The organism is Leifsonia sp. Leaf264 (assembly GCF_001422325.1).
In the GTDB taxonomy this organism is placed as follows: domain Bacteria; phylum Actinomycetota; class Actinomycetes; order Actinomycetales; family Microbacteriaceae; genus Orlajensenia.
Genome location: NZ_LMMR01000001.1, coordinates 959,970 through 978,549, shown reverse-complemented (window position 1 = coordinate 978,549; position 18,580 = coordinate 959,970). Strand labels below are relative to the sequence as shown.

Sequence of the window (18,580 nt, the reverse complement as noted above, 5' to 3'; positions counted from 1 at the left end):
CCATGACGATTCCGGCTGACCAGCTGACCCAGGACATGATCTCCGCGGAGATCTCCCGGATCCATGCCGAGCACGTGCAGAGCTCCCGAGCGGCCGGGAGCCCGGGCCCGGTGCATCCGCCCCGGGACTTCTCGGCGTATCGGAGCACCCTCCTGCGGCATCCGACGCACGAACTCGTGCGCGCAGACCCGGAGGGGATCGAGCTGGCCTCTCCGGCGTTCGGTCACACGGACGTCGCCGTGGAGGAGAGCGACCTCACCATCCAGCACTCAGGGGAGCCACTCGGTGAGCGCATCATCGTGACCGGACGGGTGCTCGACGGCGACGGCCGGCCGGTACGCAACCAGCTCGTGGAGATCTGGCAGGCGAACGGCTCCGGCCGGTACGTCCACAAGCGGGACCAGCATCCGGCACCCCTCGACCCGAACTTCACCGGGGTCGGGCGCCTCATCACGGGAGACGACGGCAGCTACAGGCTCACCACGATCAAGCCGGGCGCGTACCCCTGGAAGAACCATCGCAACGCGTGGCGTCCGGCGCACATCCACTTCTCGTTCTTCGGCTCGGCGTTCACGCAGCGCCTGATCACGCAGATGTACTTCCCCGGGGACCCGTTGTTCGGCCTCGACCCGATCTACCAGTCGATCGTCGACCCCGCGGCGCGAGAGCGACTGGTCGCGTGCTACGACCACGAGGTGAGCGAGCCGGAATGGGCCATCGGCTACCGCTGGGACGTCGTGCTGACCGGTCCGAGATCGACGTGGATGGAACCGGAGGACGCCGACCATGCCTGATGCGACCGAGCAGGGTTCGCCGCGGGAGTTCCTGCAGACCCCCTCGCAGACCGTCGGCCCCTTCTTCGGCTACGCGCTGCCGTACGCCGGGGGAGCGCAGGTGGCCCCGCCGTGGCATCCGCAGGCCATCCGACTGCACGGCACCGTGTTCGACGGGGCCGGAGAGCCCATCCCCGACGCCATCATCGAGATCTGGCACGCCGACGCCGATGGGGCCGTGCACACCGAGCGCGGCAGCCTCGAGCGCGACGGCCACTCGGTGACGGGCTTCGGTCGCGCGTCCGTCGATCGTGGCGGTCACTACGATTTCTCGACCATCAAGCCGGGAGCGACTCGAACGGATGCTGCTCCGTACGCACTCGTGACGGTGTTCGCACGCGGTCTCACCCATCACCTCTTCACCCGGGCCTACTTCGGCGACGAGACCGTGCGCAATCAGGGCGATCCGTTCCTCGCCGGCGTGGATCCGGCGCGGCGGCAGACCATGATCGCTGCGCCGGACGCTCCACGGAGCTACCGTTTCGACATACGACTGCAGGGCGACGGCGAGACCGTCTTCCTCGATTTCGATGCGGAGAGTCATGCCTGAGGATCAGACCGTCTGGGGATTGCTCGAGCCGCTGTCGGCATCCGCCGGGGCCACCGGCGATGACGCCGTGCTCGCTGCCCTCATCGATGTGGAGCGCGCCCTGCTGCGCACTGGGGGAGGCCTGGCGAATCGCGACCTCGACGCCGTGGCCGACGCGTTCCTCCCCGAAGCCATTGATCGGCCCGCGTTGCTGGCAGGAAACCGCAGCGGTGGCGTTCCCGTCATCCCGCTCGTGGTGCAGCTGCGCGCCATCGCCGAGTCCGTCGTGCCCGGCGCGGGCCCGGCGGTGCACGCCGGCGCGACGAGCCAGGACGTGCTCGACAGCGCGCTCGTGCTCGTGGCGAGCCGCGCCCTCCACGTCGCACGCTCACGCCTCACGGATGCCGGCACAGCACTCGTGGCGCTCGCCGAGGACGAGGTGCAGACCCTGGCGATCGCCCGCACCCTCGGCCAGCACGCCGCCCAGAGCACCGTCGGCGTGCTCGCCGCCGGATGGCTCGACGGCGTGACATCGGCCATCGAGGACATCGATTCCCTCGCGTTCCCGGTGCAGGCGGGCGGCGCGGTCGGCACCGGAGAGGACCTGGGCGCCGGCGTGCGCGCCGCGCTCGCCGCCGAGCTCGGACTCGACGACCCCGGCCGGTCGTGGCACACCGAGCGCGCCCCGATCCTCCGCATCGCATCCGCCGCTGCCGTCGTCGCCGCCGTGCTCGGCCGCCTCGGCCGTGACGTGGCATTCCTCGCCCGCACCGAGATCGGCGAGGTCGTGCTCGGTACGACGGGCGGCTCGTCTGCCATGCCGCACAAGCACAACCCCGTCGACGCCGTGCTGCTCACCGCGAACGGGCTGCGGGCCCCCGGACTGCTCGCGACCGTGCACACGGCCGCCGTCTCGCAGGACGCGCGTCCGGCCGGTGAGTGGCACGCCGAATGGTCGGCGCTCCGCGGACTCGTGCGGATCGCGCTCGAGAGTGCGGATGCCGCGTCCACGATGCTCGCCACTCTCACCGTCGACCACGCCGCGGTGGAGCGGTCCCGCGCCATCAGCCCGGGACTGCAGCACGATGCGGCCTCGACGATCGCCGCCTCCCGGCGCGTCGTCGGCGCCGCCGTCCGGCGTTTCCATTCCCTCCCGACGAAGGAGTCCCGATGACCGTCCCCCGACTGCACGGCTCGATCTCGCCGGCGGCCGCCACCGCGACAGAGACGGGGCTGCTCGTGCTGCTTCCGTCGCTCGGAACGACGACGGCAGTGTGGGACGGTGTCGTCAGCGAGGTGGCCAGGGCGGCACCGGCGCTCCGCATCCTCCGCGTCGACCTGCCGGGCCACGGCGCGAGCCCCGCAGCCGGTGCACCGTTCACCATCGCCGAGCTCGTCGAAGCCACCCTGTGCCTCGTCGATGAAGCCGGAGGCGGCCGCTTCCACATCGGCGGGCTCTCGCTCGGGGGAGTCGTCGCCCTCGAACTCGCCGCATCGCATCCGGAGCGGGTGCAGACGCTGGCCTCGTTCTGCAGCGGTGCGCGCATCGGCGACGCGGCCGGCTGGGCCGAGCGTGCCGCCCAGGTGCGCGCGTCGGGCACGGCGTCGGTGGTGACGGGGAGCGCGGCGCGCTGGTACGCGCCGGGGTACCTCGAAGCGCATCCGACAGGGGCGGGTGCGCGTGGGCTCGGCACCCTCGTCGAGGTCGACGACGAGTCGTACGCACTCTGCGCTGAGGCGCTCGGTGCATTCGATCGCACGGCGTCGCTCGGCGGGATCGCGACTCCAGCGCTCATCGTGAGCGGCGAGCACGACCTCGTCACGACGACGGCGTCGATGCGCGCTTTCGCCGAGGCGCTGCCGTCGGCGCATTTCGCCGAGATCGCCGGAGTCGCCCACCTCGCCCCCCTCGAGGATCCAGTGGCCTCGGCGGCCCTGCTGCTCGAGCTCATCGAGCAGCACTCGCCGCGGGACGCGCGCGCGACCGGCACGGCCGTCCGCCGCTCGATTCTCGGCGACGCCCACGTCGACGCGGCGACCGCAGCCTCCACGGCCGAGACCGCGCCATTCCAGGACTTCATCACGCGCTACGCGTGGGGGGAGATATGGGCCCGCCCCGAGCTCTCACGCCGGGAACGCAGCATCGCGACGCTCGCATCGCTCGTGACCGGCGGTCATGAGACCGAGATCAGGATGCACGTGAGCGCAGCCCTCCGCAACGGACTCAGCCGTGTCGAGATCGCCGAAGTCATCCTGCACACGGCGCTATACGCCGGCCTTCCGGCGGCGAACGCCGCCCTCGCCGTCATGCGCGAGGTGTTCGCCGACCCGACCACACCAGGAGATCCCGACCATGGATAAGACCGTCGCCAGTGCAGCCGAGGCCGTCGCCGACATTCCGGCCGGGGCGTCCCTCGCCGTGGGCGGCTTCGGGCTCTCGGGAGTTCCGATCGTCCTGATCCGGGCTCTCCTCGCCAGCGGAGTCGACGGACTCGAGGTGGTCTCCAACAACTGCGGCGTGGACGGCTGGGGACTCGGCGAACTACTCGGTGCCGGCCGCATCCGTCGGGTCATCGCGTCGTACATCGGCGAGAACAAGGAGTTCGCGCGCCAGTACCTCGGCGGCGAGGTGGAGGTCGAGCTCACCCCGCAGGGAACGCTCGCCGAACGGCTGCGTGCCGGCGGCGTCGGCATCCCCGCGTTCTACACAGCGACCGGGGCCGGCACGGCCGTCTCGGACGGCGGGATGCCGCTCCGCTACGCCGCGGACGGATCCGTCGCCCTCACCAGCCTGCCGAAGGAGCTGCGGCCCTTCGACGTCTTCGGTGCCCCGCGGGAGTACGTGCTCGAGCAGGCCATCCGCACCGATTACGGGCTGGTGCGGGCGGCGGTCGGCGATCGCCACGGCAATCTCCGCTTCGAGAAGTCGACCCGGAACTTCAACCCCCTGGCCGGAATGGCCGGGCGCATCACCATCGCCGAGGTGGACGAACTCGTGGAGCCGGGAGTGCTCGATCCTGACGACATTCACCTGCCGGGCATCTACGTGGACCGGATCGTGCAGCTCACGCCGGCGCAGGCCACGGAACTTCCGATCGAGAAGGTGACAGTTCGGCCCAGGCCGGGCACGAACGAGAAGCAGGAGAGCGACTGATGCCGCGCACACGAGACGAGATGGCGGCCCGCGCGGCCGAGGAGCTCGAGGACGGCAGCTACGTCAACCTCGGCATCGGACTGCCGACCCTCATCCCCAATCACCTGCCGGCCGGCACCCACGTGGTCCTGCATTCCGAGAACGGCATATTGGGGGTCGGTCCCTATCCGTGGGAGGGCGAGGAGGACCCGAAGCTCATCAACGCGGGCAAGGAGACCGTCACGGTGCTTCCCGGAGCGAGCTACTTCGACTCGGCCGCATCCTTCGGGATGATCCGCGGCGGTCGCATCGCGACGGCCGTGCTGGGTGCCATGCAGGTCTCGGCCGCAGGGGACATCGCCAACTGGGCCGTGCCGGGCAGGATGGTCAAGGGAATGGGCGGGGCGATGGACCTCGTGAACGGCGCCGAACGGGTGATCGTCGTGATGGAGCACGTCGCCAGGGACGGCACGGCGAAGCTCGTGGCGGAATGCACTCTGCCACTCACCGGGCGCGCCTGCGTCGATCGCATCATCACCGACCTCGCGGTCATCGACGTCAAGGCCGACGGCCTGGTGTTGCGTGAACTCGCACCGGGGGTGAGCCTCGAGCAGGTCATCGACGCGACAGGCGCCGAGCTGTCCATCGATCCCGCGCTGCAGGCCACATCGTGACCGAACTGCGCGACGTCGTCGTCTGCTCTGCCCTGCGCACCCCCGTCGGACGGATGGGCGGCTCGCTCGCCCAGGTCTCGGCACTCGACCTCGCGACGACAGTGCTCCGCGCCGTCATCGAGCGCAGCGGCATCGACCCCGCCGCCGTCGACGGTGTCATCGCTGCGCAGGGCTATCCGACCATGGAGGCACCGGCCTTCGGCCGGGTCGCGGCCCTCGATGCCGGGCTGCCCGTGACGACCACCGGTTACCAGCTCGACCGCCGCTGCGGCAGCGGCCTCCAGGCCATGCTCAACGCGGCCATGGAGGTGCAGACCGGCATCAGCGACGTCGTCATCGCCCTCGGCGCCGAGTCGATGAGCAACGCGCCGCTCTACACGGTGCAGGGACGGCGGGGCGTGCCGCCCGGCGGCCTGTTCCTGCACGACGCGCTCGCCCGCGGACGGGAGACCGTCGGCGGGCACCGTCATCCGACCCCTGACGGCAACGTCGGTACGGCCGAGACCCTGCGGGCCGAGTACGGGATCAGCCGGGAGGCCCAAGACGCTCTCGCGCTCCGCTCGCACCAGCGCGCCGTCGCCGCCCAGGCCTCGGGCGCCTTCGACGCCGAGCTCGTCCCCGTCGAGGTGCCGGGTCGCCGGGCCCCGATGCTCGTCGATCGCGACGAGCATCCGCGGGCCGACACCTCCCTCGAGGCTCTGGCCTCGCTGCGAGCCATCCTGTCAGGGTCGGATGCCGCAGCCACCGTGACGGCCGGCAACTCGAGCGGACAGAACGACGCCGCAGCGGCCGCCATCGTCACCACGCCGAGACGGGCGGCCGAGCTCGGACTCACGCCCATGCTCCGGCTAAGATCGTGGGCGCTCGCAGGCAACGAGCCGGAGCGGTTCGGTGTGGCACCGGTCGCCGCCTCGAACCGCGCCCTCGAGCGTGCCGGCGTGCGCTTCGACGACCTCGACGTCATCGAACTCAACGAAGCCTTCGCCGTGCAGGTCCTCGCCTGCCTGAGCGACTGGGGGATCGACGCCGAGGATCCCCGCCTCAACCCGCGGGGGAGCGGCATCTCCATCGGCCATCCGATCGGGGCGACAGGCCTGCGCATGCTCACGACGATCGCCCACGAGTTGCCGTCACTGGACGGCTCGCTCGCCCTGGCGACGATGTGCATCGGCGGAGGACAGGGCCTGGCGGCTATCTTCGAGCGGACCTGACGACTGCCGACCCCGTATTGCATGACGCCTCATTCGAATCTATGTTCGAGTGGTGAAGTGGCACCCGATCCTCGCCGCAGCCGAACCCGAACCGGGCGTCTGGGTGCTGATCGATGCGCAAGGCAACGAGTACGGGCGCGTCGCCGTCGTCCGGTTGAATGGGGACGTGCGCTTCCGTGCCGAGTTCCGGGGCGAGCTCCTGGGCTACGGCGCCTCTTTGCGCGGGGCGTGCGAACGGGTGCACCACGAGTTCATCCGGAGCCACGGGCCGGCGCCGTTTCAGGGGTACCCGGACTTCAGGCCGACCAGACCGACCAGGCCGAACCCACCGGAGCTGCGGTGACGGGCTCGTGGCCGACAACGAGCTCGCAGGATTCCAGAGGCGCCCCGATCGGCGTGCGGATCGAGACTCCGGATGCCGCACGCACGACTATCGGAACCGTCAGCTGAGTCGTCTGCGGCCGACCGCGAGGCCGCCGACGCCCAGGAGCAGCAGCATCGCCGCCGCGAACAGCAGGGGCGCCGGGTTGGTGCCCGTGCTCGCCAGGTCACTGGCATCCGGCGATCCGGCAGCGGTGTCCGGCAGTCCACCGGAACCCGGTGTCCCGGGGACAGGCGGTCCGGGGAGGGGCGGCTCGGGGTCGGGCGGCTCGGGAGTGGGCTCGTCGCCGACGACGGTCCAGACGCCGAGAGCGTCGTTGTCGGTCTCGGAGGCATCGGTGTCGGTGTCGATCGTCGGCACGACGAGGGGACCGAACTGCTCCACGATCTGGTCGACGAATCCGTCGCCGTCGAGATCGGTGTCCTCGGCCGGGGCGATATAGGCGACGTCGCGCATGGCGGACTGTCCCGATGGCGCCGACACGATCCGTACCACGACGGTCAATCGCGGACCATCGCTTCCGGGCGGGAGTTCGGCCGTCGCCGTGGCGGTGTCGTCGACGACGGTGTATTCCGCACCGCGGATGGAGACGAGTTCGACGCCGTCCGGCAGGAGTTGGGTGACGGACCAGCCCGCCGGCGCCGCGCGCGGGCCGTCGTTGTGCGGGGTCAGGAACCAGGCGACGATGTCGCCGATGCGGAACCGATGGCCATCGGACGCGTCGACCCTCTCGTTGAGTGACAGGTCGATGCAGGTCATCGGGTACAGGACCGGCGCCACCGTGAGTTCCTGCACCTGAGCCCCGCCGCCGTCGTAGTACGAGGCGTCGTCGAGGAAGCCCGTCGCTTTGCAGGCGGCGCCCCAGTCGTTCGGATCGTCGTAGTCCCGTGCGTCGACCGCGACAGGGCCGTCGGCCACAGCCACGAGAGGAGCGACATCCGTCGGAGTGGCGGTGTCGTCGCCCACGACTGCGTTCGGCAGCGTGACGATCGCGGTCGAGGCTGCGGGAATGCTGTTCCCAGTGAAGCGGACGGGGTCGCTCAAGGTGCGCCGGGTCGCTTCGTCGGATGCGCCGTCGACGGTTCCGACGCGTAGCCAAGTGCCGCCGCCGCTGAAGGTGTTCCCGATGATCTGCACCGCCGACGACGAGTACGACCCCGGCAGGGCGCCGTCCTCCCAGAGCGGCGCGACGACGATGGCTGCGGTCTCGTCGCTCCCGACCTGATCGATGGTGTTGTCGGCGATCAGCAGGTCGTGGGCGGATCCGACGGTGACGACATCCGGCTGTCCGCTCACGGTGTTTCCGGTCACCTGCACATCGGTGGTGCCCTGCAGGACCTGGATGCCGCTGTCGTTTCCGGTCATCGTGTTCCCATGCACCGCGATGTCGTGACTGATGCCGTTGGCCGGCGTCGTCACGACGAACAGGCCGACGGCCGAGTTGTCCGTGAAGGTGACGGCACTCACGTCGAGGTTGGCGACGCTGCGTCCGTAGACGCCGTACTCGAGGAGGTTCGCCACGGTCGCGTTGGTCACGGTCGAGCCGTCGGTGGCGGAGTAGAAGAATCCGTAGGAACCGGCGTCGATGGAGGCGCTGTCGACGTTGACGTCCTGCGATCCGTACGCGCGCAGGATGGCAGCGCCTGTCACCGACGTCGGTCCTTCGTGGCCGTGCACGGTGATGTCGTGGGCGTCGACCCCGACGGACTGGTGGATGACGAGCGCGGCGCCGGTGATGTCGGCCGTGACGTCTTCGATGGTGGCGTTCTCGACCCCGAGCAGGTAGACGGCGTTCGAGGCGTTCGCCGCCCCGGTCACGGTGAGGTGCGAGATCGAGATGTCGACCCGATCCGACGTGGGATCGAAACTGGACTGGGAACCGATCGCGTAGAGGAAGCCGTTGGCGGTTTCATTGGTGATGGTGACCCGACCCGCGTTGACGGTGTTGATGCCGGTGCCTCCCGACCACGTCCCGGCGTCGAGCACGGCATCCGTGATGATCGCCCCCTGCGTCGAACCCAGGGTGATGCCGCCCAACGCCGTGATGGTCGGCGCGCTGATGGTCGGCCCGTCACCGACATTCGCCGAACTCGTGGTGATGCCGTACTGCACCCCCGAGATCGTCGGCTGCTCGATCACCACACCCGTGGCCATGAGGGTGAGGATGCCCGTGGACTGGATCGCGTCGGTGCCCGCGATGTTCGGTCGCACGATCACGGCCGCCGATGTCGCGCCCAGGGAGATCCCCTCGCGGAAGGTTCCGCTGACCACGGCGTCGGTGATGGACGGCCCGGCACTCGTGTTGGTGGTGGCGGCCCCGATGCCGCGGGCGAAGCCGCTCACCGTCGCGCTCCGGACGTCAGCTCCGCTGGACTTCGCGAGGTCGATTCCCGTGCCGGTGCTGCCCGGGCCCGTGACCGTGAGACCCGTCACCGTCGGTGCTGTCGCGGTGCCGAGTGAGACGCCCGTGGTGGCCGCCGAGATCGAGCCGCCACTGATCGAGACGCCCTCGACCGTGGATGCCGCCGTCGCCGTCACACCGACAGCGACGCCGACGATCGTCGGGTCGGTGATGGTGGCAGCTCCGGTGGTGAGGTTGACCCCGTAGGAGAAGTCCTCTCCGTTCCCGTCCATGTCGAATCCCGCCACCACGACACCGGTGACACCGGCGCCCAGTTGGATCCCCGTCGGGCGCGGCACCGGGGTGGGATTGCGCACAGTGATGTTCGTGAGCGCAGCGCCTGCTCCGGTCACGCTGATCACGGCCCCCGTGTTCGCCGCGCCGATCGCGACGTCGTCTGCGAGCGTCAGGCCGCCTGCGCTGACGGTGAACCTGCTGTAGAGCATGGAGTCCGTCGCCGAGTCGAGCGTCACAGCCTTCGTGATCGACAGGGCCCCCGTGAAGGCGTAGTCGTTCGAGATGAAGGACACCGTGTTCGAGGTGGTCGTCGTGGCGTTGATCGCCGCCTGCAGAGTGAGAAGGGCCGCGTCTGCCGGTTGCTGGTCCGGAGTCCCGACCCACGCCATGCGCACGGTGTTCGCACTGGGCACGATGTCGGGGGAGTCCGGTGGAGGTACCTCGACGATCGTCTCGTCGGGGTCGGGTGTCGGCTGATCGAGGCCGCCAGGAGCGGACGGGTCGGCCGGTGGGGGCGGATCGCCGGTGTCGATGGTGTCGGGTGGTGATGCGGCGAGCGCCCCCTGAGTCGGCAGGAGCACGAGCGCCGTCCCGAGTGCGGCGATGCCGAGTGCGGCCGCACAGGCCCGCAGCATCGTGCGCATATCGAGCCCCCTCGCCGCGGCGTGTTCTGCGAAGACGCCGGCGATTCATCGTTCCACGCACCCGAGCATTCCTCAAGTGCGTGGTGGCCCGGAGCGCCGCTCAGTGCTGGAGCGACGCGGGGGAGGACGTCGGCCCGACGGGCGCGTCCGCCGCTGCGCTGCCGCGCGCTCGGACCAACCCGAACACGACGAATGCCGCGGCCACGGCGGTCAGAGCGAGACCGGCGATCGTGACGGCGCTCTGGAACTGGTTCGACTGCTGCGCCGTCCAGTCCGGCGCGGCGATGCTCCCGGTGAAGAGCGCGGCGAGGATGGTGCCTGCGATGGCGACCCCGACGCCGTTGGCGACCTCGGTGGTCGTGTCGGTCAGTGCTGCGCCGATGGAGGTGCGGTTCTTCGGCAGACCCGTCAGCACGTTGACCGCTGCGACGACGCCGACGACACGCAGTCCCGCGGCGACGAGTGCGAGCGCGATGGCGATCCACACGTACCCGAAGCTGTTGAACAGACCGTAGACGGCGAGACCCACGACGACCGTGGTCGCACTCATCCACGCTGCGCGGTTGATGCCGACGCGTTCGACGAACGGATTGACGAACGGGCCGAGTGCCAACAGCACGATCACCTGGGGCAGCATCCCGAGTGCCGCGAGCGCCGGCGGCCAGCCCCAGGCCAGCTGAAGCTGGAGGGTCACGAGGTAGCTGAGTCCGGCGGTCGCGAGCCCTGCGGCCGCCTTGAACGCCAGGCCGCTCGAGACGAGTGGGCGGGCGATGAGGGCGAGATCGAGCAGCGGATGCTTCGCGGTGCGCTCGCGCATGACGAAGCCGACTGCGGCGAGGAGCGCCGCTGCCGTCGTCGCCCACGGTCCCCACGAGCCAGCGCCCTGGTCGATGAACAGGGTCGGAGCGACGAGCGCGAGAACGATGGTCGCCGTCGCGAAAAGCGCGCCGACGATGTCGAGCGGGTCGCGGTGGAGTTCGGCCGGGTCGTCGGCAGCGATGCCTCGACGGATGCCGACGATCGCGAACGCCGCGATGGGCACGTTGATGAGCAGCAGCACCTGCCAGGGCGCGACTGCGAGCACCAGGCCTCCGACGGTCGGGCCGATGGCCAGTCCGACGAGACCCACCGTGGAGATGAGGGTGATGGCTCGAACACGCAGGCTCTCCTCGTCGAACAGCCTGAATGCGAGCGCCATCGAGCCCGGTGTCGTCATCGCGGCCGCGACGCCCATGGCGGCGCGCACGATGATCAGTTGTTCTGCGTTCACGACGAAAGCCGTCGCCAGACTTGCGAGGCCGAGCAGCACCAGCCCGACGAGCATCACCCGTCGACGGCCGAAGCGGTCGGCGATGGCACCGAAGAGCAGCATCAGCCCGCCGAAGACGACGGCGTAGACGCCGGTCACCCACTGGAGTGCCGTCGTCGAAGCCTGCAGGTCGCGGCCGATGGTGGGCAACGCGACGTTGAGGATCGAGTTGTCGAGCATCTCGAAGAGGAACACCGCCGACAAACCGGCCAGTGCCATCCACGAGCCGCGCAGGCTTACCTTGGAACGTTGTTCGTAAGTCACGAACACTGTTCTATACTTGGAACGGCGTTCGTGTCAAGTTAGGATGGGCCCATGGCTCCCTCCCCTCAGCTGCGCCGCTCGGCCCGTCACGCGACGGGCGCCGACGCGCCAGCGCCGCGCAAGGCACCGATCACGGTCGAACGGATCACCGACGCGGCCCTCGGGATCGTGGCATCCGACGGCTACGACGCCCTGACAATGCGCAACGTCGCCTCCGCCCTCGAGACCGGGCCCGCTTCGCTGTACGCGCACGTGGTCAACAAGGCCGACCTCGACGAGCTCATCATCGGCCGGCTGTGCAGCGAACTCGTGCTGCCGACGCCCGACCCCTCGACGTGGCGTGAGCAGATCACCGACGTCTGCACGCAGTTGCGTGACCAGTACCTGAGGTATCCCGGCATCTCGCGTGCGGCACTGGCGATCGATGTCACCGACCTCGACCTGCTCCGGGTGAACGAGGGGATGCTCGCGATCCTGATCGCCGGCGGGATCGCGCCGCAGACCGCGGCATGGACGATCGACGCCCTCTTCCTCTACGTCGGCGCCTACGCGATGGATGCCGACGCCGCCAGCGATGATTCGGTCACCGGTGAATGGAGGCGTAGCCCGCAGGGGCACGACGACCTCCTCGCCCGCTTCTCGGGGCTGCCGACCGACCGCTTCCCCATCATCGTTCGCCATGCATCCGAACTGACCTCAGGATCGGGGCATGAGCGGTTCGACTTCACGCTCGGCCTGATGCTGGGCAACCTGGGCTAGACGGGAACGATTCCCGTGATGAGCGGCCGCGAAACGCGACGACCGGATGTCGCCTCGATCGAACTGATCGGGGGTCCGGAGAGGCTCGAGCTCGAGCTGCACGACTACGACCACAGATGGGTGGACATCTACCTGGACCACCGTCGGCGGATCCGGAATGCACTCTCCTCCTCGGGCGTCGAGATCCACCACATCGGTTCCACCTCGGTTCCCGGCCTGGCAGCGAAGCCGATCGTCGACATCGTGGTCGTGGTGGATGACATCACTGCCGAAGAGGACTACCTCGATCCGCTCCTGGCGGCGGGATACGTACTGCGGGTGCGCGAACCCGGGCATCGTCTCGTGCGCACGCCCAACCGCGACGTGCACGTGCACCTGTACGAACGCGGCCATTCCGCCGTCGGCGACTACCTCCTTCTCCGCGATCATCTGCGATCCGACGCTGACGATCGAGCCCTCTATGAGAGCACCAAGCGGAACCTGCTCCTCAAGCGGTGGGACGACATGAACGACTACGCCGATGCCAAGACCGACGTGATCCTGGCGATCAAGACGCGCGCACGAGCGGCCCGCGCCTCAGGCTGAGTCGGCCGACGAGCAGCCGGCACCGTCGCGGCGGGTCGTGACTCGACCGATCGGCATCCGTCAAGCCCCCTGCGTGCGCGAGTGGCCGCACGTAGCGTGAAACGTGACGACGGAGGACCGAATGACAGAACGCACGCAGTACACCTTCACGAACCCGGCGGAGCTCTACGCGGAGTTCCAGCCCGAGAAGCAGCACCAGGCGGAACCCGGATCGGATGCCGAGCTGACGCCGCTCGCGGACCACGGCGAGGACAGCTATCAGGGCAGCGGACGGCTGGCCGGGCGCAGGGCGCTCGTGACCGGCGCCGATTCGGGCATCGGGGCGGCGACTGTGATCGCCTTCGCCCGCGAGGGGGCATCCGTCGCCATGTCGTATCTTCCAGACGAGAGGGAGGACGCCGACAAAATCGCGGCGATTGCGCGGGAGGCCGGCGTCGACGTGCTCCAGATCCCGGGCGATCTCCGGGATGCCGCCTATTGCCGCGACCTCGTGGAGAAGGCCGCACACGGGCTCGGCGGTCTCGACATCCTGGTCAACAACGGCGGAAAGCAGGTCTTCAACGAGGATCTCGAGAGCCTCACCGACGAGCAGTTCGACGACACCTTCACGACCAACGTGTACGCGATGTTCTGGATCACCAAGGCGGCCCTGCCGCATCTGGTTCCGGGATCGACCATCATCAACACGACGTCGATCCAGGCCTACTCGCCCTCCGAGATCCTCGTCGACTACGCGTCCACGAAATCGACCATCAACACCTTCACCAAGGCCCTCGCGCAACAGCTCGCGCCGAAGGGCATCCGCGTCAATGCCGTCGCCCCCGGGCCGATCTGGACACCCTTGCAGGTGACCGACGGGCAACCGCAGGAGAAGCTCGACTCCTTCGGCGAGAACACCCCACTGGGACGCGCCGGGCAGCCGGCCGAGCTCGCGCCCGCCTATGTGTTCCTCGCATCGGCCGAGTCGAGCTACGTGATCGGCGAGACGCTCAACGTCAATGGTGGCATCCCCTCGCCGTAGGCCAGCGACTGGAGCTCACCAGTTCGACTCGGGTCACGCGTGCGGCGGGAAGCCCAAGACGAGTCGGGCTGCGTCGCGGTAGAGATCGTCGGAGCTGCGATCGGCCGCGAAGTACTCGCCGATGGCCTGGAACATGACCGGGAAGCGACGTTGCAACTCTGCGACGTCGGGGGCCTGCTGGCCGGAGTCGACGGGGGCCTGCTCCTCGAGGACGTAGCCGACGGTGAAGCGCTCTCCAGCGAGCACCAGGAGCCGGGCGCGCTGCAGCTCGATCCCATGGCCGACGAGCGTCGACATGGCGGTCTCGGAGAAGTCGGCGCGTCGCAGCGCCGTCCTGGCGCCGGAGACGATCCGAGCCCCGTCACGACGACGGAGCATCGCGGCGCGTAGGGCGACGAGGGCGGCCAGGAGCCAGTCCGCCCAGTCGTCATGGGCGAGGGATGCCGGAACCCTCCCGATGGCGTCGTCCATGATGGCGTCGGCGAGTGCGTCGAGGAGTTCGGCCTTGCTTCCGATGTGCCAGTAGAGGGTGGGAGCCTGCACGCCGAGGCGTGCGGCGAGAGTGCGGAGGCTCAGCGAGTCCAGGCCCTCGTCGTCGAGCAGGTGCAGGGCCTCGTCGATGACCTGCTGTCGGTCCAGTGCCACTGCCCCTCCTTGCACGATCACTCTTACAGTGTTAGAAATAGCCTATCGCTCTAACGCTGTAAGAGAGAAGGGTCGCGAAAGTGAAGGCAGCAGTCGTCGACCGCTCTGGCGGCGTACCGCACGACTGACACCTGAAGGACCTCCCATGAACAAGCTCGTCACCGCAGCGCACGACGCCACCCATCTCGTACCGGGGGTGCCCGCCCACAGCGATGCTCCCGCCCAGCACGACCACCGCACGCACACCGGAGCCCGCCGACCCAGCAGGGGTCCGCGCTTGCAGAACTCGAATCGGCACCACCAGGCCCCGCCGCGGATCCTCGTCGCATGGCAGGGCTGGATCGGCCGTCGGGTCGCGCGCCGGAGTCGCGACGAGGCCTGACCCGGCCCCTCCACGCGTAGCCACCGGCGGTCGGATCCTCGACGTGAGAGTCGACCCGATCGGACCGCGATAGTAGGGTGCCGATCGAGGCTCCCGACGAGGCTGGATGGCGAAGGGGGCACCGTGATCGCAGAACTGAATCGTCTCGTCGAGTTCGTCGAGAATCGACTGACCGACGACATCGACGTGACAGCGTTGGCACTCGAGCTCGGCACGACGGAGTACCACCTCCGTCGGATGTTCTCGTCGCTGGCCGGGATGCCGCTGTCCGAGTACATCCGGCGCCGACGGATGACTGCAGCGGCGGCGGATGTCACCGGCGACGACGACCTGCTGAGCATCGCGGTGCGGTTCGGCTACGGCTCCACCGAGGCGTTCGGCCGAGCGTTCCGCTCGGTGCACGGCGTCGCACCCGGCGACGTGCGCCGAGACGGCGGCCCCCTTCGCACGCAATCGCAACTCAGGTTCCGCCTGACCGTGGAAGGGAACATCACCATGAACGCTCGCATCATCGATCGACCGGCCTTCAGGCTCGTCGGCCATTCGGCCCGGGTGCCGCTCGTCCACCTCGGCGCCAATCCGCATATCCAGGCTCACATCGCCGGGCTGCCAGCCACCGAACACGCCCGGCTCAAGGAACTGAGCAGCACGGAACCGGCAGGCCTGCTCCAGGTGAGCGCCGACGTCGATCCGGACTACACGGAGGGCAGCGAATTGACCTACCTCCACGGCGTCGCCAGCGCCGAGGAGGAACCGGTGCCCGCTGACCTCGACGTGATCGACGTGCCGGCCGGGGCCTGGGTGGTGTTCCGCGTCGAAGGAGACTACCCGACGGCCCTGCAGTCGACGTGGGCGGCGACGGCGACGGACTGGTTCCCGTCGAACCCGTGGCGTCTGCGCCCCGGCCCGTCGATCGTGGCCGTGCTCGACCGCGCCGCCGACTTCAGCTCGGCCACCTGCGAGCTGTGGCTCCCCATCGAGCGCGCCTGACGGCACGCCGCAGGCCGCGGTGCGCGAGTCTGCCTCTGTGAACCAAAGCCGAACGGTGTATGGTTTTGACGACTCAAGGAGGCGTCAGTGTCACAGCTTGCAGAGGCTCCGGCCGAGCCGTCGGCGATCCGCGAGACCATCGCGTCGCCGCTCTATCGCGGCGCGACCGTCGCGATGTTCCTGTCCGGCCTCGGCTTCTCTGGCGCTGCGCCGCAGATCGCGTCCTTCCTGGTCAACGAACTCCATGCCTCGCTGACGACCGCCGGCCTGTTCTATCTCACCAATCTCACCGCACCCGTCGTGGGCTACCTCGTCGGAGCGCGGTCCGATCGCACGGGCAAGCGCCTCGGCCTCTTCAGGCTGTGCGCCCTCGCGGGATTCCTCGGATGGCTGACGATCGCATTCTCGTCGGAGATCTGGATGCCGTTCGTGATCAGCGCGGTCGTGCTCGCGTTCGCGGGCGCAGCCACGTCCCAGCTCTTCGCTGCCATCCACGATGACCTCGAGGCCCACGCCAGTCCCGTGGCCGACGGAGTGACGTCCATCGTGCGCATGGCGCTGACCGCCGGATGGATCGTCGGCCCCGTGGTCGGGTCGTTCCTCGCCGCAGCGTTCGGTCCCCGGACCATGCTCGTCGCCACGGCGGTCTTCACCCTCGCCCAGATCCTTCCCCTCGGGTTCCTGGGCTCCGGCGAGAGGACGGCATCCGTTCCCGATGCTGGCGTGGCCGCAGGAGGGGTCGGCAGCGTGGTGCGACGTCCCGGCGTCCGGATGATGCTGCCGCTGCTGACCTTCACCGGGCTCTATGTGCTGGTCTACGCCGGCGAGCCGATCAAGTACGGGTACCTGCCGATCTACATGAACGACGACCTGCACCTGCCTGCCGTCGTCAGTGGCGCCGTCATCGGCATCCAACCGCTGGTCGAGCTGATCCTCATGCCGGTCGCCGTGATCGTGGCCCGTCGCATGGGGATCATGCATCTGATGATCATCGGCGCTGCCTTCGGCGTCGCGGCGAATCTGTGCTTCGCCCTCACCAGCAGCGCGGCCGGTATGTTCGCCGGACAGATCTGCATGGGTGCCGTGTGGGGAGTCTTCGCCGGACTCGGAATCGTCGTCGCGCAACGGCTGCTGTCCGGCGCGATCGCGACGGCGTCGGCCGTCTTCATGAGCGCCCCGGCTGTCGCCAGCGCACTGGGCGGCCTGACGGGCGGGCTCGGCGTCGGATGGCTCGGACTCCCGCTCGTCTTCCTCCTTCCCGCTGCGTACGCGGTCCTGGCCACCTTCGGAATCGCCGTCATGAGCCGCTCGCGACACGCGGTCAACTGAGGCCCGCTCGTCCTGCTGCACGGCTACCATGACGCCTGGGCGCGGATCGAGCACTATCCCCGCGCCACATTCGTGGCGCTGGACGCGGCCGGGCACAACGTGCATCTCGACCGGGCTGCCGTCGCCAGTGCACTCGTGGCCGACTGGCTCGACCGCATCCGTGCATAGACGGCGCCGCTGTCGTCAGTCGAAGTCCTCCACGCGCCACTCGTCATGCCAGTCGATGAGCACCCTGTCGCCGTCGAAACGCAGCGGCAGCCAGATGTAGTCGGCGATCGAGGTGTCGGGGTCCGGCAGCGGCACGGCACCCCACTCGGTCGGGTCGAAGCCGGGGCTGAACACCTTCTCGAAAAGCTCCGGGATGTCGGGCAGGTCGGCCGGAGGATCCACGACCCACCGGTCGGCCACAGCGATGTAGAGGTCCTTCTTCAGCGGATGCCGGAAGATCGACGAGATCTGCGAGCGGAACGACGTGCGGGTCTCGTCATCGGGATGCGGGTCGCCGACGATCGTCCAGGGCCCGTGGTATGTGTCAGCGACCGCGACCTCGGACTGGTTGGGGAAGTAGCCGGTCGTACCCGAGGTGATGAGGTGGTGCCTGCGGTTGCGCAGGAAGTACGCGGGGGCCTCGCGCACGAACGGCGGCTGCGGCCGTGGAAAGTGGGTCGAGTAGTACCCCGTGACATCCGTGTAGTCGTCGGTGAGGTCGGCGCAGATGAGCTCGCTGTGCACGCGCTCGAAGTAGTAGTAGCCCTTCCCGTCCGAGGGATCGACGACGAGGTCGAAGTCGCCGGCGTTCATGCCGAGAGGGCGGATGCCGCTGCGCACGAGTTCGTACGGACCGAGGATGTCGTCGGCGGTGAAGACGCTCGAGAGCTGGCCGCCGTCGCGCTGCATGACCTTGACCCAGCACACGTACTTGCCTGTCCGCGCGTTGTGGATGATGTGGGGTCGATCGGCGAGCTGCGACGGGTGCAGTGGATGCGTGGAGTCGCCTTCGACGGGCGGGATGATGAGCCCGCGATCCTCCCAGTTGTAGAGGTCCGTCGACGAGTAGCAGCGCATGCCCCAGTGCCAGATGTCGCCACCAGGCCGGGTGTGCTCCTTGTTCTCGCCGTACCAGTAGAAGACGCCGTCGACGTGGAGGACGGATCCGCCGTGGGCTTGGATGCGCTCTCCCTTCGTGTCGAGCCAGGGCTGACCGGGGCGGATGGAGTTCTGCATGATGTTCCGTTTCATGGTGGGGATGGTC

At 69.0% G+C, this 18,580-nt stretch carries 18 protein-coding genes; 14 read left to right on the top strand and 4 right to left on the bottom strand.

What is annotated here, in order from left to right; all coding sequences use genetic code 11:
* Positions 1-2: 2 nt before the first annotated feature.
* Genes pcaH through ASF30_RS04525 form a run of 8 tightly spaced genes read left to right on the top strand, consistent with a single transcriptional unit; the run spans position 3 to position 6,723 of the window.
* Entirely contained in the window at positions 3-794 is a 792-nt protein-coding gene (gene pcaH / locus ASF30_RS04560; protein WP_055901990.1) for a protocatechuate 3,4-dioxygenase subunit beta, read from the top strand.
* Complete coding sequence (gene pcaG, locus ASF30_RS04555; RefSeq protein WP_055901987.1) at positions 787-1,383, top strand: protocatechuate 3,4-dioxygenase subunit alpha; 597 nt, start codon at positions 787-789, stop codon at positions 1,381-1,383. Before pcaH ends, pcaG begins: the two co-directional genes overlap by 8 nt.
* Positions 1,376-2,536, top strand: a complete 1,161-nt coding sequence (locus ASF30_RS04550) for a lyase family protein (protein ID WP_055901986.1) — start codon at positions 1,376-1,378, stop codon at positions 2,534-2,536. The genes pcaG and ASF30_RS04550 overlap by 8 nt, the downstream gene beginning before the upstream one ends.
* Complete coding sequence (gene pcaDC, locus ASF30_RS23300; RefSeq protein ID WP_082467438.1) at positions 2,533-3,723, top strand: bifunctional 3-oxoadipate enol-lactonase/4-carboxymuconolactone decarboxylase PcaDC; 1,191 nt, start codon at positions 2,533-2,535, stop codon at positions 3,721-3,723. The genes ASF30_RS04550 and pcaDC overlap by 4 nt, the downstream gene beginning before the upstream one ends.
* Positions 3,716-4,516 carry a CoA transferase subunit A gene (locus ASF30_RS04540; RefSeq protein WP_055901985.1) on the top strand — a complete coding sequence of 267 codons (801 nt, stop codon included), beginning with the start codon at positions 3,716-3,718 and terminating at the stop codon, positions 4,514-4,516. The genes pcaDC and ASF30_RS04540 overlap by 8 nt, the downstream gene beginning before the upstream one ends.
* Positions 4,516-5,169: a CoA transferase subunit B gene (locus tag ASF30_RS04535; protein ID WP_055901982.1), complete on the top strand. Its 654-nt coding sequence runs from the start codon at positions 4,516-4,518 to the stop codon at positions 5,167-5,169. The genes ASF30_RS04540 and ASF30_RS04535 overlap by 1 nt, the downstream gene beginning before the upstream one ends.
* The gene (locus ASF30_RS04530; RefSeq protein WP_235480260.1) at positions 5,166-6,380 is read left to right on the top strand and encodes an acetyl-CoA C-acetyltransferase; all 1,215 of its coding nucleotides are present in this window, start codon (positions 5,166-5,168) and stop codon (positions 6,378-6,380) included. The genes ASF30_RS04535 and ASF30_RS04530 overlap by 4 nt, the downstream gene beginning before the upstream one ends.
* A 52-nt stretch (positions 6,381-6,432) precedes the next feature.
* Positions 6,433-6,723, top strand: coding sequence for a hypothetical protein (locus ASF30_RS04525; RefSeq protein ID WP_200918417.1), 291 nt, complete (start codon positions 6,433-6,435; stop codon positions 6,721-6,723).
* A 99-nt stretch (positions 6,724-6,822) separates the two neighbouring features.
* On the opposite strand, the gene ASF30_RS04520 is transcribed toward ASF30_RS04525, so the two are convergent.
* A complete protein-coding gene (locus ASF30_RS04520; RefSeq protein ID WP_055901979.1) occupies positions 6,823-10,044 on the bottom strand; it encodes a beta strand repeat-containing protein in 3,222 nt (1,073 codons plus the stop codon).
* A 100-nt stretch (positions 10,045-10,144) separates the two neighbouring features.
* Positions 10,145-11,617 (bottom strand): MFS transporter, encoded by a 1,473-nt coding sequence (locus ASF30_RS04515; protein ID WP_327063126.1) that lies wholly within the window; start codon positions 11,615-11,617, stop codon positions 10,145-10,147.
* Positions 11,618-11,668: 51 nt separating this feature from the next.
* Between ASF30_RS04515 and ASF30_RS04510 the strand changes: the two genes are divergently transcribed.
* The 3 genes from ASF30_RS04510 (at position 11,669) to ASF30_RS04500 (ending at position 13,982) form a co-directional block, all read left to right on the top strand.
* Entirely contained in the window at positions 11,669-12,376 is a 708-nt protein-coding gene (locus ASF30_RS04510) for a TetR/AcrR family transcriptional regulator (protein WP_055901974.1), read from the top strand.
* Between the two features lie 18 nt (positions 12,377-12,394).
* Entirely contained in the window at positions 12,395-12,961 is a 567-nt protein-coding gene (locus ASF30_RS04505; RefSeq protein WP_055901971.1) for a GrpB family protein, read from the top strand.
* A gap of 121 nt (positions 12,962-13,082) precedes the next feature.
* Positions 13,083-13,982 (top strand): SDR family oxidoreductase, encoded by a 900-nt coding sequence (locus tag ASF30_RS04500; protein WP_055901968.1) that lies wholly within the window; start codon positions 13,083-13,085, stop codon positions 13,980-13,982.
* A 33-nt stretch (positions 13,983-14,015) separates the two neighbouring features.
* Here ASF30_RS04500 and ASF30_RS04495 read toward each other — a convergent pair whose 3' ends face one another.
* Positions 14,016-14,627, bottom strand: a complete 612-nt coding sequence (locus ASF30_RS04495) for a TetR family transcriptional regulator (RefSeq protein ID WP_055901965.1) — start codon at positions 14,625-14,627, stop codon at positions 14,016-14,018.
* A 145-nt stretch (positions 14,628-14,772) separates the two neighbouring features.
* On the opposite strand from ASF30_RS04495, the gene ASF30_RS04490 reads away from it, so the two are divergent.
* From ASF30_RS04490 to ASF30_RS04480, 3 genes are all read left to right on the top strand, one after another.
* On the top strand, positions 14,773-15,009 hold the full coding sequence (locus ASF30_RS04490) for a hypothetical protein (RefSeq protein ID WP_055901962.1): 237 nt from the start codon (positions 14,773-14,775) through the stop codon (positions 15,007-15,009).
* A 123-nt stretch (positions 15,010-15,132) separates the two neighbouring features.
* Positions 15,133-15,999: an AraC family transcriptional regulator gene (locus ASF30_RS04485; protein ID WP_055901959.1), complete on the top strand. Its 867-nt coding sequence runs from the start codon at positions 15,133-15,135 to the stop codon at positions 15,997-15,999.
* A gap of 87 nt (positions 16,000-16,086) precedes the next feature.
* Complete coding sequence (locus ASF30_RS04480; protein WP_055901956.1) at positions 16,087-17,328, top strand: MFS transporter; 1,242 nt, start codon at positions 16,087-16,089, stop codon at positions 17,326-17,328.
* Between the two features lie 183 nt (positions 17,329-17,511).
* Here ASF30_RS04480 and ASF30_RS04475 read toward each other — a convergent pair whose 3' ends face one another.
* Entirely contained in the window at positions 17,512-18,567 is a 1,056-nt protein-coding gene (locus ASF30_RS04475) for a family 43 glycosylhydrolase (RefSeq protein ID WP_235480259.1), read from the bottom strand.
* Between the last annotated feature and the right edge of the window lie 13 nt (positions 18,568-18,580).

Coding starts and splice junctions, on each gene's coding strand:
- pcaH (WP_055901990.1), top strand. CDS start 3: ATGACGATTCCGGCTGACCAGCTGACCCAGGACATGATCTCCGCGGAG.
- pcaG (WP_055901987.1), top strand. CDS start 787: ATGCCTGATGCGACCGAGCAGGGTTCGCCGCGGGAGTTCCTGCAGACC.
- ASF30_RS04550 (WP_055901986.1), top strand. CDS start 1,376: ATGCCTGAGGATCAGACCGTCTGGGGATTGCTCGAGCCGCTGTCGGCA.
- pcaDC (WP_082467438.1), top strand. CDS start 2,533: ATGACCGTCCCCCGACTGCACGGCTCGATCTCGCCGGCGGCCGCCACC.
- ASF30_RS04540 (WP_055901985.1), top strand. CDS start 3,716: ATGGATAAGACCGTCGCCAGTGCAGCCGAGGCCGTCGCCGACATTCCG.
- ASF30_RS04535 (WP_055901982.1), top strand. CDS start 4,516: ATGCCGCGCACACGAGACGAGATGGCGGCCCGCGCGGCCGAGGAGCTC.
- ASF30_RS04520 (WP_055901979.1), bottom strand. CDS start 10,044: ATGCGCACGATGCTGCGGGCCTGTGCGGCCGCACTCGGCATCGCCGCA.
- ASF30_RS04510 (WP_055901974.1), top strand. CDS start 11,669: ATGGCTCCCTCCCCTCAGCTGCGCCGCTCGGCCCGTCACGCGACGGGC.
- ASF30_RS04505 (WP_055901971.1), top strand. CDS start 12,395: ATGAGCGGCCGCGAAACGCGACGACCGGATGTCGCCTCGATCGAACTG.
- ASF30_RS04500 (WP_055901968.1), top strand. CDS start 13,083: ATGACAGAACGCACGCAGTACACCTTCACGAACCCGGCGGAGCTCTAC.
- ASF30_RS04490 (WP_055901962.1), top strand. CDS start 14,773: ATGAACAAGCTCGTCACCGCAGCGCACGACGCCACCCATCTCGTACCG.
- ASF30_RS04475 (WP_235480259.1), bottom strand. CDS start 18,567: ATGAAACGGAACATCATGCAGAACTCCATCCGCCCCGGTCAGCCCTGG.